The organism is Brevundimonas vesicularis, from assembly GCF_027105095.1.
Lineage (GTDB): Bacteria > Pseudomonadota > Alphaproteobacteria > Caulobacterales > Caulobacteraceae > Brevundimonas > Brevundimonas vesicularis_E.
The window spans coordinates 1,729,223-1,750,616 of the sequence record NZ_CP114278.1 but is presented as its reverse complement, the minus strand read 5'-3'; the positions used below and the strand labels follow the sequence as shown (position 1 = coordinate 1,750,616).

The 21,394-nt window shown below is 67.3% G+C and carries 18 protein-coding genes; 2 read left to right on the top strand and 16 right to left on the bottom strand.

Annotation, left to right across the window (positions count from 1 at the left end; all coding sequences use genetic code 11):
* Positions 1 to 150 precede the first annotated feature (150 nt).
* The 8 genes from O2K97_RS08630 to O2K97_RS08595 are packed head-to-tail and all read right to left on the bottom strand — an operon-like array spanning position 151 to position 8,870.
* On the bottom strand, positions 151 to 834 hold the full coding sequence (locus O2K97_RS08630) for a response regulator (RefSeq protein WP_269218936.1): 684 nt from the start codon (positions 832 to 834) through the stop codon (positions 151 to 153).
* Positions 835 to 841: 7 nt separating this feature from the next.
* Positions 842 to 3,514: a sensor histidine kinase gene (locus tag O2K97_RS08625; protein WP_269218935.1), complete on the bottom strand. Its 2,673-nt coding sequence runs from the start codon at positions 3,512 to 3,514 to the stop codon at positions 842 to 844.
* On the bottom strand, positions 3,515 to 4,093 hold the full coding sequence (gene kdpC, locus O2K97_RS08620) for a K(+)-transporting ATPase subunit C (protein ID WP_269218934.1): 579 nt from the start codon (positions 4,091 to 4,093) through the stop codon (positions 3,515 to 3,517). It abuts the gene before it with no gap.
* A gap of 10 nt (positions 4,094 to 4,103) precedes the next feature.
* A complete protein-coding gene (locus O2K97_RS08615; protein ID WP_269218933.1) occupies positions 4,104 to 4,820 on the bottom strand; it encodes a TorF family putative porin in 717 nt (238 codons plus the stop codon).
* A complete protein-coding gene (locus tag O2K97_RS08610) occupies positions 4,813 to 4,968 on the bottom strand; it encodes a hypothetical protein (RefSeq protein ID WP_153923133.1) in 156 nt (51 codons plus the stop codon). The genes O2K97_RS08615 and O2K97_RS08610 overlap by 8 nt, the downstream gene beginning before the upstream one ends.
* Entirely contained in the window at positions 4,968 to 7,034 is a 2,067-nt protein-coding gene (gene kdpB, locus O2K97_RS08605; RefSeq protein ID WP_269218932.1) for a potassium-transporting ATPase subunit KdpB, read from the bottom strand. The genes O2K97_RS08610 and kdpB overlap by 1 nt, the downstream gene beginning before the upstream one ends.
* An 18-nt stretch (positions 7,035 to 7,052) precedes the next feature.
* Positions 7,053 to 8,762: a potassium-transporting ATPase subunit KdpA gene (gene kdpA, locus O2K97_RS08600; RefSeq protein ID WP_269218931.1), complete on the bottom strand. Its 1,710-nt coding sequence runs from the start codon at positions 8,760 to 8,762 to the stop codon at positions 7,053 to 7,055.
* An 18-nt stretch (positions 8,763 to 8,780) separates the two neighbouring features.
* Complete coding sequence (locus O2K97_RS08595) at positions 8,781 to 8,870, bottom strand: potassium-transporting ATPase subunit F (RefSeq protein ID WP_105625212.1); 90 nt, start codon at positions 8,868 to 8,870, stop codon at positions 8,781 to 8,783.
* Between the two features lie 391 nt (positions 8,871 to 9,261).
* Here O2K97_RS08595 and O2K97_RS08590 point away from each other — a divergent pair, with 391 nt between their 5' ends.
* Positions 9,262 to 10,581: an Hsp70 family protein gene (locus O2K97_RS08590; protein ID WP_269218930.1), complete on the top strand. Its 1,320-nt coding sequence runs from the start codon at positions 9,262 to 9,264 to the stop codon at positions 10,579 to 10,581.
* Positions 10,582 to 10,591: 10 nt separating this feature from the next.
* Here the strand turns inward: O2K97_RS08590 and O2K97_RS08585 are convergent, their stop codons facing one another.
* The 8 genes from O2K97_RS08585 to O2K97_RS08550 form a co-directional block, all read right to left on the bottom strand.
* The gene (locus tag O2K97_RS08585) at positions 10,592 to 11,710 is read right to left on the bottom strand and encodes an acyl-CoA dehydrogenase family protein (protein ID WP_269218929.1); all 1,119 of its coding nucleotides are present in this window, start codon (positions 11,708 to 11,710) and stop codon (positions 10,592 to 10,594) included.
* A 4-nt stretch (positions 11,711 to 11,714) separates the two neighbouring features.
* Positions 11,715 to 12,896, bottom strand: coding sequence for an acyl-CoA dehydrogenase family protein (locus O2K97_RS08580; RefSeq protein ID WP_269218928.1), 1,182 nt, complete (start codon positions 12,894 to 12,896; stop codon positions 11,715 to 11,717).
* A gap of 131 nt (positions 12,897 to 13,027) precedes the next feature.
* Positions 13,028 to 14,182, bottom strand: coding sequence for a rod shape-determining protein RodA (rodA, locus tag O2K97_RS08575; protein ID WP_269218927.1), 1,155 nt, complete (start codon positions 14,180 to 14,182; stop codon positions 13,028 to 13,030).
* Positions 14,179 to 16,209 carry a penicillin-binding protein 2 gene (mrdA, locus tag O2K97_RS08570; protein ID WP_269218926.1) on the bottom strand — a complete coding sequence of 677 codons (2,031 nt, stop codon included), beginning with the start codon at positions 16,207 to 16,209 and terminating at the stop codon, positions 14,179 to 14,181. The genes rodA and mrdA overlap by 4 nt, the downstream gene beginning before the upstream one ends.
* Positions 16,206 to 16,724 carry a hypothetical protein gene (locus O2K97_RS08565; RefSeq protein WP_269218925.1) on the bottom strand — a complete coding sequence of 173 codons (519 nt, stop codon included), beginning with the start codon at positions 16,722 to 16,724 and terminating at the stop codon, positions 16,206 to 16,208. Before O2K97_RS08565 ends, mrdA begins: the two co-directional genes overlap by 4 nt.
* Positions 16,721 to 17,866: a rod shape-determining protein MreC gene (gene mreC, locus O2K97_RS08560; protein WP_269218924.1), complete on the bottom strand. Its 1,146-nt coding sequence runs from the start codon at positions 17,864 to 17,866 to the stop codon at positions 16,721 to 16,723. Before mreC ends, O2K97_RS08565 begins: the two co-directional genes overlap by 4 nt.
* Positions 17,867 to 18,016: 150 nt before the next feature.
* Entirely contained in the window at positions 18,017 to 19,057 is a 1,041-nt protein-coding gene (locus O2K97_RS08555) for a rod shape-determining protein (protein WP_112861881.1), read from the bottom strand.
* Between the two features lie 275 nt (positions 19,058 to 19,332).
* On the bottom strand, positions 19,333 to 20,046 hold the full coding sequence (locus O2K97_RS08550; RefSeq protein WP_269218923.1) for a TVP38/TMEM64 family protein: 714 nt from the start codon (positions 20,044 to 20,046) through the stop codon (positions 19,333 to 19,335).
* Between the two features lie 123 nt (positions 20,047 to 20,169).
* On the opposite strand from O2K97_RS08550, the gene O2K97_RS08545 reads away from it, so the two are divergent.
* Positions 20,170 to 21,375: a pyridoxal phosphate-dependent aminotransferase gene (locus O2K97_RS08545; protein ID WP_269218922.1), complete on the top strand. Its 1,206-nt coding sequence runs from the start codon at positions 20,170 to 20,172 to the stop codon at positions 21,373 to 21,375.
* Positions 21,376 to 21,394 lie beyond the last annotated feature (19 nt).

The window sequence follows — 21,394 nt, the reverse complement described above, 5'->3', positions numbered from 1 at the left end:
CCGCCAAGAAGCACTGAATTAACTGAATAATCTGAGCGCCGAGTTGGCGCCACCCGCCTTTGCACCCCTCTAAAATGGTCGTGCGGACACCGACGCCAAGCCCTTTGCGCGCCAAAAGCCGATTCTGGCTGCGCGCCAGCAAGCCCGCATTCAGGCTTCCAGCCGATAACCCACGCCAGGCTCGGTGAGCAGTAGGATTGGGCTAGCCGGATCGGCCTCCAGCTTATGTCTCAGCTGCCCCACCACAACGCGAAGATATTGTGTGTCGTTGACGTGAGCTGCGCCCCAGACGGCTGTTAGCAGATCGCCGTGGCTGATGACCTTGCCGTGGTGGCGGGCCAGATGCGCGAGAACCTCGAACTCCTTGGGGGTCAGTTTGACGATTTCGCCAGCGCGACGGACACGGCGGCGTTCGATGTCGATGGAGATGTCTCCAGCGGTCACGGGACCGATGGTCTCGGAAATCGAGGCGCGCATGCTCACCCTCAGACGGGCCAGGAGTTCACCGATGCCGAAGGGCTTTTCGACATAGTCATTGGCGCCCAGATCAAGGGCCGCGATCTTCTCCGCCTCTCGGTCCCGCGCCGAGAGGACAATGATCGGACCGGCGTAGAAATCTCGCGCGCGTTTCAGGACATCCTTGCCGTCCATGTCAGGCAAGCCGAGATCCAGAACGACCGCATCGGGCGACCAGAGGGCGACACCCCGCAAGCCATCTTGCCCGCTGTCCGCTCGTTTCGGCTGATACCCGGCCGCGTCCAGCGCAGGCGACAGGAAACGGTGAATCTGAGGCTCGTCGTCGATGACGAGGATCACGGGGCGGACGGCGGACATGGGCGCTCTATAGCAGGTCGCGGTGGGTCGCGATCGCCTTCGAAAGGCTGATCAGAATGCGGGTGCCCTTGCCGTCGGCGATTGGGCTGGCGGCGGCGATGCGGCCGCCCATGGCTTCGACAAATCCCTTGGATATGGCCAAGCCCAGGCCCGCGCCCTTTGATCGGTCGGTGGATTCTTCCATTCGACGGAACTTGTCGAAGACCCGTTCCAGCTCGGCGGTCGGTATTCCCCTGCCCTCATCTTCGATGGAGATGACGACCGAGCCTCGATCCTCATACGCCGCGAGTTCGATGATCGAGCCGTCGGGGCTGTAGGCGATGGCGTTTTCCAGAATGTTGACGACGGCCTGCTCCAGCAGACCCTGGTCCAACAGAACCAGGCTCAACTGGGAGGGAAAGTCGCGGGTCACGTGACGGGTCCCCAGCCGACGCGCCACCCGCTCTGCGGCGGCGTTGAGAATATCGCGCACGTCCACCCAGTCTGTGCGCACGTTCAGCCCGCCGCCTTCAAGCCGGGTCATGTCCAAGAGGTCGCCGACATAACGCGACAGGCGTTCGGCCTCTTCACGGATGCTGAGCAGCAGGTCGTCGCGGACCTCCGGCTTCAGGGTCGCGCCATAGTCGATCAGGGTCGTCGCCGAGCCCAGGACGGTGGACAGGGGCGTGCGCAGGTCGTGGCTGACCGAGTTCATCAGGGCGGCACGGAAACGGTCGGCGCGGCGCAGGGTCTCGGTCTCCAGCGCCTGACCGGCCAGATCGGCGCGCTCCAGGGCCACGGCGCCCTGGTCCAGCAGGGCCATGGCCAGACGTTCCTCGTCCGAGCCCGCCGCCACGGCCGAGGCGTCGACGCCCGCCACGCCGGCCCGGCCGCGCACGCCCTGTAAGGGCTGAAACCGCCAGTGGGTTTGCGGCAGGGTGCCGGTGCCGTGGCCCGTGACCTCGCCGTGGGTCCAGGCCCAACGGGCGGCGGCCATGGCGTCGGGGGCCAGGGTTACGCCCTCGGGACTGGCCGCGGTCAGGACGATATCCTCGCCGTCGGGCAGCAGGACGACGGCGCCCGCGCCGGCGGCGGCCGAGGCCTGTTCGGCCAGGCTGCGGGCCGTGGTCGCGCGATCCTGGCCCGCCGACAGGGTCTGGCTGGCGGCCAGCAGGGCCGAGACGGCGGCGGCGCGCCGCTGCGCGGCTCTGGCCTGTTCGCGCACCCGCCCCGCCAGGGCGCCGGTGCCCAGGGCCACGCCCCAAAATAGCAGCAGGGTCAGGAAATCGGTCGGCGAACCGATCAGGAAGCTGTAGCGCGGCTGAAGGAACAGGAAGTTGTAGGTCAAAAAGGCCAGGGTCGCAGCCGCCAGCGCGGGTCTGAGGCCGTTCAGCACCCCGGCCGCCACCACCGCCGCTAGATAGATGACACCCAGATCGACCCGCTCGAACCGGGTGTCGAGCAACAGGGCCGCCCCCGTCGCCGCCAGGACGAACCCCGCCCCCGCCGGATAGCCGCGCCAGTCCAGCGCCGCCCTGACGCCGGACTTGGCCACCGGTTCGGGCGTGGCCAGGTCGCCCTCTGTCACGACGTGGACGGCGACGCCCTGCGCCTTGCGCAGCAGTTCGGTCGCCAAGGCCCGGCCGGTCCATTCGGCGAACCGCCCGCCGCGCGTCTTGCCGATGACGATCTGGGTGACGTTGTTGCGGTGGGCGTGGTCCAGAACGGCGCGCACCACGTCGTCGCCGCTGATCGTCACGGGCCGTCCGCCCAGCTGCTCTGCCAGCTTGAAGGCTTCTGACAACCGTCCCGCCGACCGGGCGTCGACGCGCGATCCGCTGGGCCGCTCGACATGGGCCACCGACCAGGGGGCGTCCATCATCATGTCCGACATCCGCCGACCGGTCCGAACCAGGGAGGCGGTCATGGCGTCGCCGCCGACCAGAACCAGGATCCGCTCGTTCGCCGCCCACGGCCCCGACACGCCCCGCTCGCGCAGGTGGGTCAGAAGCTGGTCGTCCACCGTCTGGGCCGCGCGCCGCAGGGCCAGTTCGCGCAGCGCCGTCAGATTCTCTATCTTGAAGAAGTTCTCGGAGGCCACCCGCGCCGTTTCGGGCACATAGACCTTGCCCTCGGCCAGACGCACCCGCAGGTCTTCGGGCGTGATGTCGATGACCTCGATGTCGTCGGCGCCGGTCAGGGCGCTGTCGGGCACCGCCTCGCGCTGGCGCACGCCGGTGATGCGCAGAATGACGTCGGACAGGCTTTCCAGATGCTGGATGTTCAGCGTGGTCCAGACGTCGATGCCCGCGGCGCGCAGCTCCTCCACATCCTGCCAGCGCTTGGGATGGCGCGAACCCGGCGCGTTGGAGTGGGCGTATTCGTCGACAAGCAGCAGTTCGGGCCGTCGCGCCAGGGCGCCGTCCAGGTCGAACTCCATCAAGGCGCGGTCGCGGTGTTCAATGGGCGCGCGGGGCATGACGTCCAGCCCGCGCAGCAGGCTCATCGTTTCCTTGCGGCCGTGGGTTTCGACCACGCCGACGACGACGTCCAGCCCCTCGGCCTTTCGACGGCGCGCGGCGCGCAGCATTTCATAGGTCTTGCCCACGCCGGGCGACATGCCCAGAAACACCTTCAGCCGCCCGCGCTTGCGGCGCGGAACGGCTGAAGTCGCGGGCGTTTCGGGCGCCGTTTCGGGCAATCAGCCCTCCACCCCGAAGCGGGCGTCCAGTGCACGGTTGGTCAGCGGGACATTGACGTGCGGCTGGCCGATGAAGCCCAGGAAGGCTCCCTCGATGTGCGCGTCGATGATGCTCTGGACCTGTTGCACGGGAACGCCTCTGGCGCGGGCGATCCGCGCGGCCTGAAGCCGAGCGTAGGCCGGGGACACGTCCGGGTCGAGGCCCGAACCCGAGGTCGTCACCGCATCGGCGGGGATGACGCCGGGGCCGTCCTCGGCGCGGATCGCCTGGGCGCTTTCGGCGACGCGAGCGATCAGGTCCGGGTTCAGCGGCCCCATGTTGGAGCCGGACGAGGCGGCGGCGTCGTAGCCGTCGCCCGCCGCCGACGGGCGCGGATGCAGATAGATCGCGCCGACGAAAGGCTGGCCGATCAGTGACGAGCCGACGACCCTCCCGTCGGCGTCGCGCACCAGACTGCCGTTGGCCTGGTCCGGGAAGGCCACCTGGGCGATGCCGGTGACAGCCAGCGGATAGGCCAGGCCCAGCAGCAGGGTGAACAGAGCCGTCATGACGACGGCCGGGCGAAGTTGGTTGACCATGGTCGTCGCCTCAGAAGGTCGCCTTCAGCGTGGCTACGGCACGCGCGCCGTAGATGTCGCCGAAGTCGTGTTGATCGGTGTCGTGATAGCGCACGTCCACCGCCAGATTGCTGGTCAGCTGATAGGCCGCGCCCAGGTTCCAGGTGGTGTAGTCCAGGTTGGATGACACCCACTGACGCCCGACGGCGCCCGAGACGGTCCATTTGTCGGCCGGGCTAACGGCGCCGTTGATCTCGGCATAGGTCGCCTCGTCCTCGGCCGCGCCGAAAAAGTCGGGCGAATAATAGACGGCGGCGCCCAGGGTGGCCGGACCCACGGCGCGCGAAGCGGCGGCTTTCAGCTCGACATAGTCATAGTCGGCGCCGTCGGGCTGACCGGCGTAGAGATAGCCGATCACGCCGAAGTCCAGCGCATAGCCGGCGACCTCCGGCCGATAGCCGGCATACAGATCGACCTCGGCGTCCGTGTCGTCGCCGAAATCGACGTTGGAGGCCCAACCGCCGGCGTAGAAGCCGTTCCTGGTCAAATCGACGCCGGCCGAGAGGGCGGGGTTTTCCTGGGTCTGGCTGACCCCGCGGAAGACGTAGTCGGAGGTCACGGCGACGTTCGCCGACACGTCCTGGGCCTTGGCTTCGCTGCACAGGCCCAGACCGGCGAGACCGACGATACAGGCGGCAGCGAACCAGGCGTCGTTGCGGCCCGAGGCCTTGGAGAAGGATTTACGCATTGGATTTCTCTATTCGAACAGGATGAATGGCCATGGGGTTGGAGCGCGTGCGCGGATCGGTCTGCTGCAGCGTCGCCACGCCCCACATCACGGCGATGACCAGCACCGCCACGACGAGTTGCAGGATGCGAGAGACCTCCCGACGCATCACGCCAGACCCAGGCCGGAAATGACGAGGTCGATCAGCTTGATGCCGACGAACGGGGCGATCAGGCCGCCCAGGCCGTAGATCAGCAGGTTGCGACCCAGGAGGGCGCCGGCGCCGATGGCCCGGTATTTGACGCCCTTCAGCGCCAGCGGGATCAGGGCGACGATGACCAGGGCGTTGAAGATCACCGCCGACAGGATGGCGCTCTCGGGACTGTGCAGACGCATCACGTTCAGCGCGCCGAGCGACGGCAGGGCGACCACAAACATCGCCGGGATGATGGCGAAATACTTGGCCACGTCGTTGGCGACGGAGAAGGTCGTCAGGGCGCCGCGCGTGATCAACAGTTGCTTGCCGACCTCGACGATCTCGATGACCTTGGTCGGGTCGCTGTCCAGATCGACCATGTTGCCGGCCTCGCGCGCGGCCTGGGCGCCGGTCTGCATGGCCACGCCGACATCGGCCTGGGCCAGGGCGGGAGCGTCGTTGGCCCCGTCGCCGCACATGGCGACCAGACGGCCCTTGGCCTGTTCGGCCTTGATCAGGCGCATCTTGTCCTCGGGCGTGGCCTCGGCGAGGTAGTCGTCCACCCCGGCTTCCGAAGCGATGGCTGCGGCCGTCACCGGATTGTCGCCGGTGATCATCACGGTGCGCAGGCCCATGCGACGCAGGTCGGCGAAGCGCGCCTTCACGCCCGGCTTGACCACGTCCTTCAGGTGGATGACGCCGACCAGGACGCCGTTCTGGGTCACGGCCAGGGGGGTGCCGCCCGAGCGAGCGATCCGGTCCACGGCCTGGCGGAACTCGGCCGGGGCCGAACCGTCGGTCAGGTTCAGATCCTTCAGCACGGCATCGACCGCGCCCTTCCTCCAGCTGTCCTTGCCGACGTCCAGGCCCGACTGGCGGGTGACGGCGGTGAAGGGAATGGCGACGGCGCCGGCCGGCTGATCGACCGAGACGCCGGCGTTGCGGCCCAGCTCGACGATGGAGCGGCCCTCGGGCGTCTCGTCGGCGAGCGACGCCATGACGGCGGCGGCCAGGGCGGCCTCGGCGCGCAAGCCCGGAACCGGGATGACTTCGGTCGCCATGCGGTTGCCGAAGGTGATGGTGCCGGTCTTGTCGAGCAGCAGGGTGTCGACGTCGCCTGCCGCCTCCACCGCACGGCCCGAGGTGGCCAGCACATTCACCTTCAGCAACCGGTCCATGCCGGCGATGCCGACGGCGGACAGCAGGCCCCCGATCGTGGTCGGGATCAGGGTGATGAACAGGGCGCCAAGCACCATCGGATCCAGATCGACGCCGGAATAGGCGCCCAGGCCCACCAGGGTCACGACCGCGATCAGGAAGATCAGCGTCAGGCCGGCCAGCAGCACGGCCAAGGCCAGCTCGTTGGGCGTCTTCCGGCGGTCCGCCCCCTCGACCATGGCGATCATGCGATCGAGGAAGGTCGAGCCGGGCTTGGCGGTGATGCGCACCTTGATCCAGTCGGAGACGACGGTCGTGCCGCCGGTCACCGCCGAGCGGTCGCCGCCGCTTTCACGGATCACCGGGGCGCTCTCGCCGGTGATGGCGGCCTCGTTGACCGAGGCCACGCCCTCGATGATTTCGCCGTCCGAGGCGATCACGTCGCCGGCCTCGACCAGGATGATCGACCCGACTTCAAGCTCCGAGGCATTGGTCGGGACCACGCTGCCGGTCTTCGGATCGACGATCAGCTTGGCCTTGGTCGTGACGCGGGTGGCACGCAAGGAATCGGCCGCCGCCTTGCCGCGCCCTTCAGCGATGCTTTCGGCGACATTGGCGAACAGGACCGTGGCCCACAGCCACAGCGCCAGCTGCACCGCAAAGCCCGCCGATTGACCGCCCGCGATGGCCGCAGCCGCCGAGAGCGTGGACAGCAGCGCCACGATCCAGGTGGTGAAGATGACCGGATTGTTGATCAACTTGACAGGGTTCAGCTTGACGAAGGCGTCGCCCACGGCGCGTCCGATCATCTGTCCCGAGAGGCCGCCCGCGAGAGGCGACGCACGGCCGCCCTCGCGCGGATCCAGAGTTGTTTGTGTCATGTCAGGATGTCCGAAGGATCAGGCGCCGGCGACCGCCGCGAGCACCTGGAAGTGCTCGACGATCGGTCCCAGGGCGAGGGCGGGCAGGAACTGCAGGCCGCCGAGGATGAGGATCACGCCGATCAGCAGGCCGATGAACAGGCCGTTGTCGGTCGGCAGCGTGCCGGGGCTGGGCGCCAGCTTGGGCTTGACCACCAGACTGCCGGCGATGGCCAGGACGGCGACGGCCGGAATGAACCGCCCGAACAGCATGCCCAGACCCAGGGTCGTGTTCCACCAGGGGGCGTTGGCGGTCAGGCCCGCAAAAGCCGAGCCGTTGTTCGCCGCCGCCGAAGTGTAGGCGTACAGGATCTCCGACAGGCCGTGCGGCCCCCTATTCAGCAGCCCCGCCAACGCCGTCGGAAAGACGGCCGACACGGCGGTGAATCCCAGTATGGCCAGCGGCAGGATCAACACCGCGATCATGGCGAACTGGATTTCGCGCGCCTCGATCTTCTTGCCCAGGTATTCCGGAGTGCGCCCGACCATCAGGCCGGCGACGAAGACCGACAGCAGGGCCATGACGACCATGATGGCGATGCCCGAACCGACACCGCCGGGCAGGATCTCGCCCAACTGCATCATGAACATCTGCAACCCGCCGCCCAAGGGCATGAAGCTGGCGTGCATGGAGTTGACCGAGCCGTTCGAGGCGCCGGTCGTGACCACCGACCAGACGGTCGAGGCGGGCGCGCCGAAGCGGACCTCCTTGCCCTCCATATTGACCGAACTGTCCACCTGGGCCGCGACCAGGGCCGGGGCCGGCTGGGTCTCGATCACATACATGGCCGCGCTGGCGGCGCTCAGCAGGATCAGGGCGGCCGCCGCCAGGGCGCGGACGTCGCGTCCCGCCATCGCCGTGCGGCCGAAGGCGAAGAAGGCCGCCCAGCCCATGACGTTGATCGCCACGGCGGTCAGCAGATTGGTGATGGCGTTCGGATTCTCGAACGGATGGGCGCCGTTGACGTTGAAGACGCCGCCGCCGTTGATGCCCAGCTGTTTGATCGCCACCTGGCTGGCCGCCGGGAACAGCGGCAAGGTCTGGGATCCGCCCTCGACGCCGGTCGCCGTCACATGGGCCGCCAGGCTCTGAACGATGCCGAGACCCGACAGGGCCACGGCCAGGATCAGGGCGGCGGGCAGCAGGACATACAGGGTCGTGCGCGTCAGGTCGGCCCAGAAGTTGCCGACCCCCTCGCCGCGATTGGCCACGAAGGCGCGCGCCAGGGCCGCCGCGATCGTCGCGCCCGTCGCGGCGGAAACGAAGTTCTGCACCGTCAGGCCGACCATCTGGGTGAAGGTAGACAGGGTCGCCTCCCCGCCATAGCTCTGCCAGTTGGTGTTGGTCACGAAGCTGACGGCGGTGTTGAAGGCCAGATGGGGCGACACGCCTGCGAACCCTTGGGGGTTCAGCGGCAGCACGCCCTGCAGACGCAAGATCGCATACAGCAGGATAAAGCCCGCCAGATTGAAGGCCAAAAGGGCGCCGGCGTATCCCAGCCAGCCCTGGCTGCGTTTCGGATCGACGCCGGCGGCGCCGTAGAAGACGGCCTCGACCGGCTTCAGCACCGGGTCCAGCCAGGTCCGCTCGCCATTCCAGACGCGCGACATATAAACGCCGATGGGCCAGCCGAGCATTACGGCCAGCCCAAGGGTCAGGGCGATCTCGCCCCATCCTTGCATGTTCATGAAATCCGTCCCGGTTCCTCAGAACCGCTCGGGCCGCAGCAGCGCCGCGACCATGTAAACGGCGACGACCAGCGCCCCCGCCCCCCAGAGCATGGCGATCATCGTCATACCCGTTTCAACGCTGTGGCCAGCAAGGCGAAGACGGCGAACGCCCCCGCACCCACCGCCAGAAAAATCACATCGGCCATGCCGATCGCCTCCGACCTGTTGGAGACGGCAAATGCTCACCGAGAGGCATAAGCGCGCCATTCCGGATCACGCGCTGCGCATAAGGAAAACATAAGGGGCGGGTTGTGCGGGCATCCCACAGGCGCCTGCGAGCCGCGTGAAGCACCTTACGGAAGTGCCGTCGGACATGCGGGCAGCGTCAAGTTCCGGCTGTCTTCGGACGCGCCAAGTGTCGTAAAAAGCTTCCACCAGGAAATGACACGTCCTGGATAAGGCTTGCTATTGCCTCGTCTGCCGTTAGGAACCCGGCTCCCCTGCCTGGAGCCCTGCCATGACGGCGACGAAACCGATGACGATCGGGATCGATTTCGGCACGACCAATACGGTCGTCGCCCTGACCGATGCGGACGGCCTCGCCCATCTCGCGACCTTCGACGCGGTCGAGGGCCAGACCACCACCTTCCGCTCGGCGCTCAGCTTCCAGACCCATCCGGGCGTGGACGGCCAGCCGCCCGAGCGCGTGGTCGAGGCCGGGCCTTGGGCCATCGCCGGCTATGTCGAGGACCCGCTGGAGACCCGCTTCATCCAGTCGTTCAAGACCTTCGCCGCCAGCGCCGCCTTCACCGAGACCCGGATCGACAACAAACGCTACGCCTTCGAGGATCTGCTGGCCGCCTTCCTACTGCGCCTGCGCCACCATGCCGGCGACGCACTGACTGATGCCCCGCCCGCCGTCATCGTCGGCCGTCCCGTCACCTTTGCGGGCGGCAATCCGGACGAGACCCTGGCCCTGTCGCGCTATCAGACGGCGTTCGAGCGTCTGGGCTTCACCGACATCCGCTATGCGCACGAGCCCGTCGGCGCCGCCTTCTATTTCGCGCGCCAGCTGAAGGCGGACGCCACGGTCCTGGTCGCCGACTTCGGCGGCGGTACCAGCGACTTTTCCATCATCCGCTTTGAGCATACGCCCGACGGCCTGCGTTCGACGCCGCTGGCCCGCTCGGGCGTCGGCGTGGCGGGCGACGCCTTCGACTACCGGATCATCGATCAGCTGGTCTCGCCCGAACTCGGCAAGGGCGGGCTGTACAGCTCCGTCGGCAAGCAACTGCCGATTCCCCAGCGGTATTATTCCGCCTTCGCCCGCTGGGATCAGCTGGCTCTGCTACGGGCCTCGCGCGACATGCGCGACATCCGCGCCCTGGCCCGCACCGCGCTGGAGCCGGAGAAGATCGAGCGTCTGATCGAGGTGCTGGACGACAACCACGGCCATGACCTGTACCGCGCCGTCTCAACGCTGAAGATGGCTCTGTCGGCCGACGACCAGGCGACCTTCCTGTTCCAGGCCGGCGGCGTCCATATCGAAAAGCCGGTCGCCCGCGCCGATTTCGAATGCTGGATCGCGCCGGAACTGGCCGCCATCGAAGGCGCGGTGGATCAGGCGATGGCCCGCAGCGGCCTGGCGCCCCACGCCATCGACCGCGTCTTCCTGACCGGCGGCACCTCCTTCGTGCCGGCCGTGCGGGCGCTGTTCCAGAACCGTTTCGGCGCAGAGCGGATCGAGACGGGCGGCGAGTTCGAATCCATCGCCGCCGGCCTGGCCCTGATCGGGCGCGAGGCGGATCTGGACCTGTGGAGCGAAAGGGCGGTCTAGAATCCCGACCCTAGAACCCTTGCGCCCGCGCCACCCGTTCGGCGTGGAACCCGGCGTCGCCCAGCAGCTCGTTCAGCACCCGCACCCGCTTCATGAAAAGACCGACGTCGAATTCGTCGGTCATGCCGACGCCGCCATGCATCTGCACCGCCTCCTGCACCGCCAGTTCGGCGACCCGCCCCGCCTTGGCCTTGGCGACGGAGGCCGCCAGCGACGCGTCCTCGCGCCCCTCGTCGATGGCGATCTGCGCGCCGATCGTCGCCGCGCGCGCCAGCTCCAGCTCCGAGAAAAGATGCGCGGCCCGGTGCTGCAGCGCCTGGAACTCGCCGATCAGCTTGCCGAACTGTTTGCGAGTCCGCAGATACTCCATCGTCGTCTTGAACGCCTGATCCCCGGCGCCGGTCAGGCTGGAAGCCGCGCAGGCCCGTCCCAGGTTCAGCGCGCCGTCCAGCAGCGCCTCCCCGCCCCCGACCGCGCCGATCACCGCATCGGCGTCGACCGCCACATCGCTCAGCGTGATCCGCGCCGCATTGTGCGCATCCACCATCACCGTGCGCTCGATTTCGACGCCCCCCGTGGCCGGATCGACCAGGAACAGCGTCGTGCCCTCCTCAGTCGTCACTGCGACAATCAAGGCGTCCGCCACATGGCCGTCCAGCACAAAGGCCTTGGCGCCGTTCAGCCTGAAACCATTGCCCGCTCGCTCAGCCCGCGTGGTGATCCGCGATGGCGCGTGTTTCGCGCCCTCATCCACCGCCAGCGCCAGGATCGCCTCGCCCGCTGCGATCCTGTGCAGCCAGGCCTGCTGCGCCTGCGATCCGCCGTCGATCAGCACCTTGGCCGACAGGATCGACGAGCCCAGATACGGCGACGGCGTCAGGGTGCGTCCCAGGCTCTCGGCGATCACCCCGGCCTCTACGGCGCCCAGCCCCATGCCGCCCAGCGCCTCGGGGATGATGACGCCGGCGAAACCCATCTCGCCAAAGGCCCGCCACAGGTCGCGCGACACGCCGTCGGCGTCCCGCTCGTCCCGCAGCTTTCTCAGATGGGCGATCGGCGCCTGTTCGTTCAGGAAGCCGTCGGCGGCGTCCTGCAACATCGTCTGTTCTTCGGTCATGATCAGCGGCATCGTCTCACGCTCCCGGCAGTTGCAGCAGGTGTTTGGCAATGATGTTCAGCTGAACCTCGCTGGTGCCGCCCTCGATGGAGTTGGCCTTGGTGCGCAGCCAGTCGCGCGCCGCCTTGCCGTCGTGCGACCGCTCGCCCTCCCATTCCAGCGCATCGGCCCCGCCCGCCGCCATCAGCAGCTCATGGCGCCGCTTGTTCAGCTCGGACCCATAGTATTTCAGCATCGAGGCGATGGCCGGGTGCGCCTGTTTGGCCTTCACCTGATCTCCGACCCGCTCCATCGCCAGACGGAAGGCGGCGGCGTCGATCTCCAGGTCCGCGATCCGGGCGCGCAGCATCGGCTCGTCCAGCCGTCCCGCCTCATCGGCGCCGATGGCGTCCAGCGCCACCTGCCCCACAGGCCGCCCGCCGCCGACCTCGCCCATCGCGCCGATCATGGTCCGCTCGTGCGCGAGCAGGTATTTGGCCACGTCCCAGCCCCGGTTCAGCGTCCCGACCAGGTTTTCCTTTTCCACCCGCACGTCGTCGAAGAAGGTTTCGCAGAAGGGCGACTTGCCTGAAATAAGGGTGATCGGCCGCGTCGTCACGCCCGGCGTCTTCATGTCGAACAGCACGAAGCTGATGCCCAGATGTTTGGGCGCCTCGGGGTCCGTGCGCACCAGGCAGAAGATCCAATCGGCCTTGTCGGCGTAGGAGGTCCAGATCTTCTGGCCGTTGACGATCCAGTGGTCGCCCCGATCCTCGGCCCGCGTCTGGATGGACGCCAGATCCGACCCCGCGCCTGGCTCGGAATAGCCCTGGCACCAACGGATTTCGCCGCGCACGATCCCGGGCAGGAAGCGTTTCTTCTGCTCTTCAGTCCCAAAGGCCAGCAGCGCCGGGCCCAGCATCCAGACGCCGAAACTGGCCAGGGCCGGCTGGGCCTTTATGCGGCGCAGTTCGGAGGCCAGCACCTTGGCCTCCTCGCGGCTAAGGCCGCCTCCGCCGTATTCCGCCGGCCATTCCGGCGCCGTCCAGCCCCGCGCGCCCATCCGCTCCAGCCACAGCTTGTGCGCCGGGGTCTTGAAGGTGGGGTTTCGCCCGCCCCAGATCATCTCGTCGTCGGCCATCGGCCCGCGACATTCGGCCGGGCAGTTCGCCTCCAGCCAGGCGCGCGTCTCGGCGCGGAATTGCTCCAGATCGGTCATTCCTCGTCTCCCATGGCGTGCGTCGCTGATCGGTCGAAACTGATGCGAGACATCGTTGGGAATGACCTTATCCAGGAAATCCCCGCCTTAGAAAGCGAAACCTGAATGCCGATCACTTAGCTGGCGTAACGTCAGATCAGGCCGTGACCCTTGGGAAGTTCGGCGTAACGGTGGACCCGCGTCGCCATCACCAGACCGAAGCCGATCATGACCGTCAGCATCACCGTGCCGCCATAGGACAAGAGCGGCATCGGCACGCCCACGACCGGCGCCAGACCCATCACCATCGCCCCGTTGATCAGCACATAGAGCGCGAATGTCGCCGTCACGCCCGACGCCGCCAATCGCCCAAAGTGGCTGTGCGACAGCGAGGCGATCCTCAGCGAGATCAGAATGATGGCGGCATAGGAGGCCAGAAGCGTGAAGGTGCCCACGAAGCCGAACTCCTCGGCGAAAGCGGCGAAGATGAAGTCGGTCTGGCGTTCGGGCAGAAACTCCAGCTGGCTCTGGCTGCCCAGGCCGAACCCGCGCCCCAGCGGCCCGCCGGAACCCATGGCGATCTTGGACTGCACGATCTGATAGCCCTTGTCCGACATGTCGGCCTCGGGGTTCAGGAAGGTCAGCACCCGGTGACGCTGATAGTCATGCATGCCGAACATCACATAGGGCGGCACCAGCACGGCGGCCGCGACGATCAGCGGCAGGATGATCCGCCAGCTCAGCCCGGCGACGAACATGATCGCCGCTCCCGTCAAACCGATCAGCATGGCCGACCCCAAGTCCGGCTGGTGCGCGACCAGCAAGAACGGCAAGCCGATGATCCCGACCGGGAAGATCAGCTTCCAATGGAAACTCGCCTCCTTGGCCGAAGCGCCGTGATACCAGCGCGCCAAGGCCAGCACGACGCCGATCTTCATGATCTCGGACGGCTGGATGCGGGTAAAGCCCAGGTCCAGCCATCGCGTGGCCCCTAGCGCCGTATAGCCCAGCGGCGTCTCCACCAGTGCCAGCATGAACAGCGCCATCCCGTAGATGGGATAGGCCAGGGCGAACCAGTAGCGGATGCTGATCAACGACAGCATCAGCATCAGCGCCAGACACATGCCGAACCGGATCAGGTGCTTCATCGCCCACGGCGACCACGATCCGCCGGCCACCGAATACAGCATCAGGGCGCCCGTGCCGGACACCACGCACAGCAAGGCCGTCAGACGCCAGTCGATCTGGCCCAGCTTGGTCGAGACGCGTTCGCGCTCGCCGGGACGTGACAGAGCAGAGGCGGTCAACGGCCGGGCTCGGACAGATAGGGACGCGGCCCGCTGGTCGCAGACGGCGCGGGGCGGCTCGGCTGTAGCGGGGCCACGACATCGGGCTCGGGCGCGGCGCCCACCACGCCGTCCTCGACGATGGCATCCCCGGTCGGTTCGGGCGGCAGCGGCCGTTCGATGCGGGCTCGCATATCCGGATCCTTGAGCAGCACGGTGCGCATCACCTCGCGCGCACGCGGCGCGCCGGCGGTCGCCCCGCCCTTGCCCCCGTGTTCGACGATAACGGCGACCGCATATCGCGGCGCATCCACCGGCGCGAAGGCCACGAACAGGTTGTGATCCTTCAGCGCCCAGATATTGCTCTTGCGCGAGCCGGAGCCGTAGTTCCGGACCTGCGCCGTGCCGGTCTTGCCGGCCATCTGTATGTCACCCAGACCCAACTGGCTCTGGCGATAGGCGGTGCCGGATCGATCGTTGGCCACGGCGATCATGCCCTGGCGCACATATTCGACGTGGGCCGGATCGAACGGCAGGTCTGGGGCCTCTGCCCCGCTGGGCTGTTCGACGCCGCCGATGGACTTGATCAGGCGCGGTTGAAGCTGCTTCTTCCCGTTCGCCAGCCGCGAGGTCATGACCGCCAGCTGCAGGGCGTTGACCGTGATCGCCCCCTGCCCGATGGCGACCGAGGTCGTCTCGCCGGGATGCCAGACCGGATCGCGCGGGAAGGTCCGCGCCTTCCATTCCGTGGACGGCAACAGTCCCTTGCGCTGGTTGCCGACGCCGATGTCGAACTCGTGCTCGAAGCCCAGCGCCAGCCCGGCCTTGCGGATATTGTCCACGCCCGCGCGGTTACACATTGCGTAGAAATAGACGTCGCAGGAGTTCTTGATCGCGTCGTGCATATTCTGGGTGCCATGCCGCCCCCAGCATCGCTGCACCCGGTTGCCGGTGCGATATGCGCCGCTGCAGAAGACCGTCTGATTCGGATCGACACCCGCCTCCAGCAAGGCCAGGGCCGTCGTCGGCTTGAAGGTCGAGCCCGGCGGGAAGGTGCCGTTCAGCGTCTTGTCCAGCAAGGGCTTGCGCTCATAGTCGGCCAGCGCGCGATAGGTCTTGGTCGGCACCCCGCCGACGAACAGGTTCGGATCGAACGACGGCGCCGAGACCATGCACAGGATGTCGCCGTTGCGCACGTCCATGACCACGCAGGCGCCCGACTCGTCGCCGAACACCTCCAGCGCCCGGTTCTGAACGTCGGCGTCCAGCGTCAGGACGACTTCCTTGCCCGGCACGGCCGGTCGCGATCCGCCGATGTCCTCGGCGACGACGCGGCCGCGCGCATCCACCTCGACGCGGTTGCCGCCCGGCTCGCCGCGCAGCGACGCGTCCAGCGCCTTTTCCACCCCTTGGCGGCCGATGCGGAAGCTGGGGTTGAACAGCAGGGCCGGCGGCTGCTCGCCCTTGTCACGGATCGCCTTGACGTCGCGGTCCGACACCTTAGCCACATAGCCGATGACGTGGGCGAACGCTCCGCCGAACGGATAGTAGCGCGCCTCGTTCATATCGACCATCACGCCGGGCAGTTCGTTGGCGTACTGATTGACCTTGGCGAATTCCTCCCAGGTCAGGTCGCTCTTGACCGGCACCGGGTTGAACTTGGACGCCGCATTGACGTCACGGATGATGGCGCGCCGCCGCTCCAGCGTGTCGGGCAGCACCCGTCCCAGAAGATCCAGCGTCTGGTCCAGATCCTTGGTTTCGTCGCGCACCACCAGCACCCGGAAACTGGGGCGATTGCCTGCGATGACGACGCCGTTGCGGTCCTTGATCAGGCCCCGCGGCGGCGGGACCATGCGGAAGTTGAACTGGTTCTGCGACGACAGGGTCGCATATTCCTGAGCCTGCACGACCTGCAGCTGGCCCAGCCGTCCGATCAGCGCGGTGATCCCCAGAGCCGTCGCCCCGCCCAGCACGAAGGTGCGCCGCAGGAAGGACCCCTGACGCTCATTCACATCGGCAAAGAAGATGGAGGGCTCGCCGCTCATCGGAACCGAATATCTCCGTCGTCGAATCGCTCAAGCATCCAGTTGGCGATCGGAAACAGCAGCAGCGTCGGCACGACCTGTCCGACCAGCGGCAGGATCGCCGGCGCGTTCGCCGCCCGCATCGTCACCACCAGATAGGCCAGAAAAAAGGCGCCCAGCGTGCAGGCGGCATAGGCGCTGAACCGGATCAGCCCCTCATGCCCCGCCAGCAGATTGCGCGACAGCAGCACCGTTCCATAGACGCCCATCAGGCACAGCGCCCACAGACCCAGCGGCGTATTCCAGAACAGGTCCAGGAACAGGCCGATCAAAAACAACACTGCGGGCGCCAGCATCGACGGCCGGATCAAGGGCCAGGCGAAAGCCAGGATCATCGGAATGACCGGCTCGGGCAGATGCAGACCGAACAGTTGCAGCGGCGTTCCCAGAATGACCGTCGCGGCGAGGACGAGCAGGGCCGGATAGACGATCCACTGAAGAGGTCCGACAACGCGAACCGCGACGGGCCGTCTCACGCGGCGCCTCCCGGGGCGGGTGTCGGCGCAGGGCTTGGCGCAACCGGCGCAGGCGACGGGGTCGAAGCCGCACGCCTCGGAGACGTCACGGCCGGACGGGCCGCAGTCGGCGCAGCGGCGGGCGCAGGCGTTGGCGCTGGCGTCGCCGCCGCAGCACGCGCGCGTTCGGCCTGGGCCTGCTGCGCCGCCGCACGACGAGCGGCGGCGTCACGGATCGCTCCAACCTCGGCCGCGCTCGGCTCCGGCGCCGTCGCCAGGCCTGCGAGCGGCGGCGCGTTCAGGGCATTCGGACTGACCAACTGTCCAAAGCTCTGGAACAGCAGCACGCGGACATAATCGATCGCGCCGTGATCGCTGAACAGTTTGACCCGCCAGGCGCCGTCCACGCCCTTGGCGGCCACACCGACCGGCAGTCCGCGAGGCAGCCCGCCGCCGTCCCCTGAACTCAGAATTCGGTCACCCGCTTTGATCGAACCGGATCCGCGAATGAACTCCAGACGCGGGCTGTCGCCGCCGTCTCCGGTCAGCATGGCGCGCGCATCGGTGCGCTCGATCATTACAGGGGTGCGCGACGCCACATCCGTCAGCAGCACGACACGGCTGACGCCGCCCGTCACGCCCGTCACCCGACCGACCAGTCCATGTTCCGTCACGACCGGATTGCCGATCCGCACGCCCTTGGCCGAACCGACGTCGATCAGCTTGGCATTGGAGAAGGGACCGCGCGATTCCGAAATCGCCCGTCCGGTGGCCATCGGCACCGGCGGCTCGGTGCGCAGACCCAGCAGGGCCTCATAGCGGCCGTTGATGTTCTTTTGGGCAATCGCCTCGTCGCGCCAGCCGCGCAGTTCGGCGATCTCGGCCTTCAGACGGCGGTTCTCGCCGATCGCGAAGAAATAGCCGCCGACATAGTCGCGTGCGGCTCCGGCCCATCGCACTGGCGCGGCGAAGACCCCGCCGACCGGCCCGGCCGCCGCTTCGAAACCGCCGCGCGCCGCGCCCATGGTCGAGCCGCCCTCGGACGTGGTCCGATCGCCCAGCAACAGGACGACCGCGCCGATGACAGCCACGACGACGACGACCGCGGCGGTCCACGCCAGCGGCACCTTGATATTTTCAAAAGGGCCGTCGCGAAACGCCACGGGCGACCTTCCACTAAAAGGGGTTGGAATCGGCAGACGCCCCCTGCCGCTCAGCCTGCCTATCGCAAAATCAAGGCTGGAATGGAACCGTGATCACGCAGGCCTGAAAATGATTTGCAGCCAAGCTTTCACCCGGCCGCAACGGACGGATCAGAGCGCGGAGTCGAGGATGCCCTTCATCCAGCGCGGATGTTCCAGAACGCGACCGCAGCCGATGGCCACGCACGACAGCGGATCGTCGGCGACCGACACCGGCAGGCCGGTGTGATCGCGGATCTCGACGTCCAGACCGCGCAGCAAGGCGCCGCCGCCCGTCAGCATGATGCCCTTGTCGGCGATGTCGGCGGCCAGTTCCGGCGGGGTGGCTTCCAGCGCGACCTTCACGGCTTCGATGATCTGGGTGACCGGCTCGGCCAGGGCTTCCGCCGCCTGACGCTCCGAAATGCGCACCTCGCGCGGCACACCCTGCATCAGGTCGCGGCCCTTGACTTCGATCGACAGGCCTTCGCCGTCGGCCGGGATGCGGGCGGTGCCAATGTCCTTCTTGATGCGTTCGGCGGTCGTTTCGCCGATCAGCAGATTATGGTTGCGACGCATGTAGCTGATGATGCTGTCGTCCATCTTGTCGCCGCCGACGCGGACCGAACGCGAATAGACGATGCCCGACAGCGACAGGACGGCGACTTCCGTCGTGCCGCCGCCGATGTCGACGACCATCGAGCCGGTCGGCTCGTGGATCGGCAGGCCGGCGCCGATCGCGGCCGCCATGGGCTCGTCGATCAGGCCCACGCGGCGCGCCGAGGCGTTCAGGCAGCTGTCGTTGATCGCACGACGCTCGACCGCCGTGGCGCCCGAGGGCACGCAGACGATGATCTTGGGGTTCACGAAGCCCTTGCGGTTATGAACCTTGCGGATGAAGTGCTTGATCATCTCTTCGGCGACTTCGAAGTCGGCGATGACGCCGTCCCGCATGGGGCGGATCGCCTCCATGTGGCCCGGCGTGCGGCCCAGCATCTGCTTGGCCTCGATGCCCACGGCGTGGACGACCTTGCGCCCGCCGACGTTTCTCAGCGCCACGACCGACGGCTCGTTCAGGACGATGCCCTTGCCCTTCATGTAAATCAGGGTGTTGGCGGTGCCCAGGTCCATCGCGATGTCGTTGGAGATCGCGCCGAAAAGGGAGAAGCTCATGGGAATCGATACCGTTGTTAGCTGGCAGGGCGTCTAGATGTCTCAGTCGACCTGGCGACGCCCCAACTGCCCTGACATCCCCACGCCGGACAGTTCCTGATCGTCTTCGCCACGCCTACTAGCGGCGGGTTTGCCCGTATGAAACCGGGATTACAAGCCCCGATGACGGTCTCGTCATATCGAGAACGCCACAGCCGCGCAGCAGGCCTGTGGATGAGACTGAAAGCCCGCTTCTGTCAGATTACATGATCGTCCGTATACGGACGGTCATGTGATTATTCGCCGCGCGCGATCTCGCGCCGCTTGACCAGTTCACGCACCGCCAGCATCAGCGCCAGCCAGGCCAGCGCCACGCCAGCCAATATGGCCGAGGTCCAGATGCCGTCGCCGCTGACCGCCGTCATGAAGGATCCGCCGAAGAAGGCGACCAGAGCGGTCTTCGGCAATACACCCAGCGCGCACCCCGCCAGAAAGCCCGAGAACGACGCCCTCGCCGCCCCGAACGCCATGTTGACGACGATGAACGGCGCCGACGGCACGTTGCGGATCATGAAGCTGGCGTAGAAGGCGTTCTTGCCGACGAAACGCGTCAGCCGTCCGACCGTCTTGCCGCCGTGGCGCGCCAGCAGCCGTGCCGTGGGTCCGCGTCCCAGCCAATAGGTCACGCCCGCCGACACGACCGTCGCGATCCAGCTGTAGAGGAAGCCGAACCACGGCCCGAACGCCACGACGCAGGCGGCGATCAGGATGAACTGCGGCGCGCCGAAAAAGGCCGAGACCGTAAACACCACGATGGCGGCGACAAGGCCCCAAGGTCCCTGACGGAATCCGGCCAGCCAGTCTTCCAGCCGCCCCTCGGCCTCCAGCCCCAGCTGGCTCTTGCCCACAGCGAACAGGGCGATCATCGCGCCCAGCAGCAGGGCCGTCGCCAGCACGGCGCGCCAGCGACGCGCCTCCATGTTCGACAGAAAATCGATGATCCAGCGCATCAGAGCCGCCGCTTATCATCCCATCTCTGCATTAGCGAGCATCAGCGCATTGTCCCGAGGGGCGACGCCGCGTAAGGAACCTCGCCTCCCCGGCAAAAAACTTCCAAAACCACGGGATAGTTCATGTCCAGCCTGCAATCTTCCGCCCTCGCCCGCGTCAAGCCCTCGGCCACCATCGCCGTCACCGCGCAGGCCCGGAAGCTTAAAGCCGAAGGTCGCGACGTGATCGGCCTGGGCGCCGGCGAGCCGGATTTCGATACGCCTGAAAACATCAAACAGGCCGCCATCGACGCGATAAACCGCGGCGAGACCAAATACACCGACGCCGACGGCATGCCCGAGCTGAAGGCGGCCATCGTCGCCAAGTTCAAGCGCGAGAACGATCTCGACTATACGGCGGCCAACATCCACGTCGCGCCGGGCGGCAAGCCCGTCATCTTCAACGCCCTGGTCGCGACGCTGAACCCCGGCGACGAAGTCATCGTGCCGGCCCCCTATTGGGTCAGCTACCCCGACATGGTGCTGCTGGCGGGCGGCGAGCCCGTCACCGTGATCGGCGAGGAGAAGGACGGCTTCAAGCTGCTGCCCGCCGTGCTGGAGGCCGCGATCACGCCCCGCACCAAGTGGCTGATCCTGAACAGCCCGTCGAACCCCACCGGCGCCGCCTACACCCGCGCCGAACTGGAAGCCTTGGCCGAGGTCCTGCGTCGCCATCCGCACGTCTGGGTGCTGACCGACGACATGTACGAACACCTCGTCTATGGCGACTTCGAATACACGACCATCGCCCAGGTGGCGCCGGACCTGATCGACCGCACCCTGACGGTCAACGGCGTGTCAAAGGCCTACGCCATGACCGGCTGGCGGGTCGGCTACGCCGGCGGCCCCAAGCCGCTGATCGATTTGATGCGCAAGGTGGCCAGCCAGACAACGTCCAACCCGGCCAGCATCAGCCAGTGGGCGGCCGTCGAGGCGCTGAACGGCCCGCAGGACTTCATCCCTGAGCGCAAGGCCGCTTTCGAAAAGCGCCGTGACCTCGTTGTCTCGATGCTCAACCAGGCGGCTGGCATCACATGCGCCACGCCCGAGGGCGCCTTCTATGTCTATCCGTCCATCGCCGGACTGATCGGCAAGACGACGGAGACGGGCGTGGTCATCGACGGCGATTCCACCTTTGCCGCCGAACTGCTGAACGCCGAGGGCGTCGCCGTCGTCCAGGGCGAGGCCTTCGGCCTCAGCCCCTATTTCCGCATCAGCTACGCCACCTCGGACGCCGTGCTGGAAGAAGCCTGCACCCGCATCCAGCGCTTCACCGCCTCGCTGCGCTGATGGACACAGGGCGGAGGTT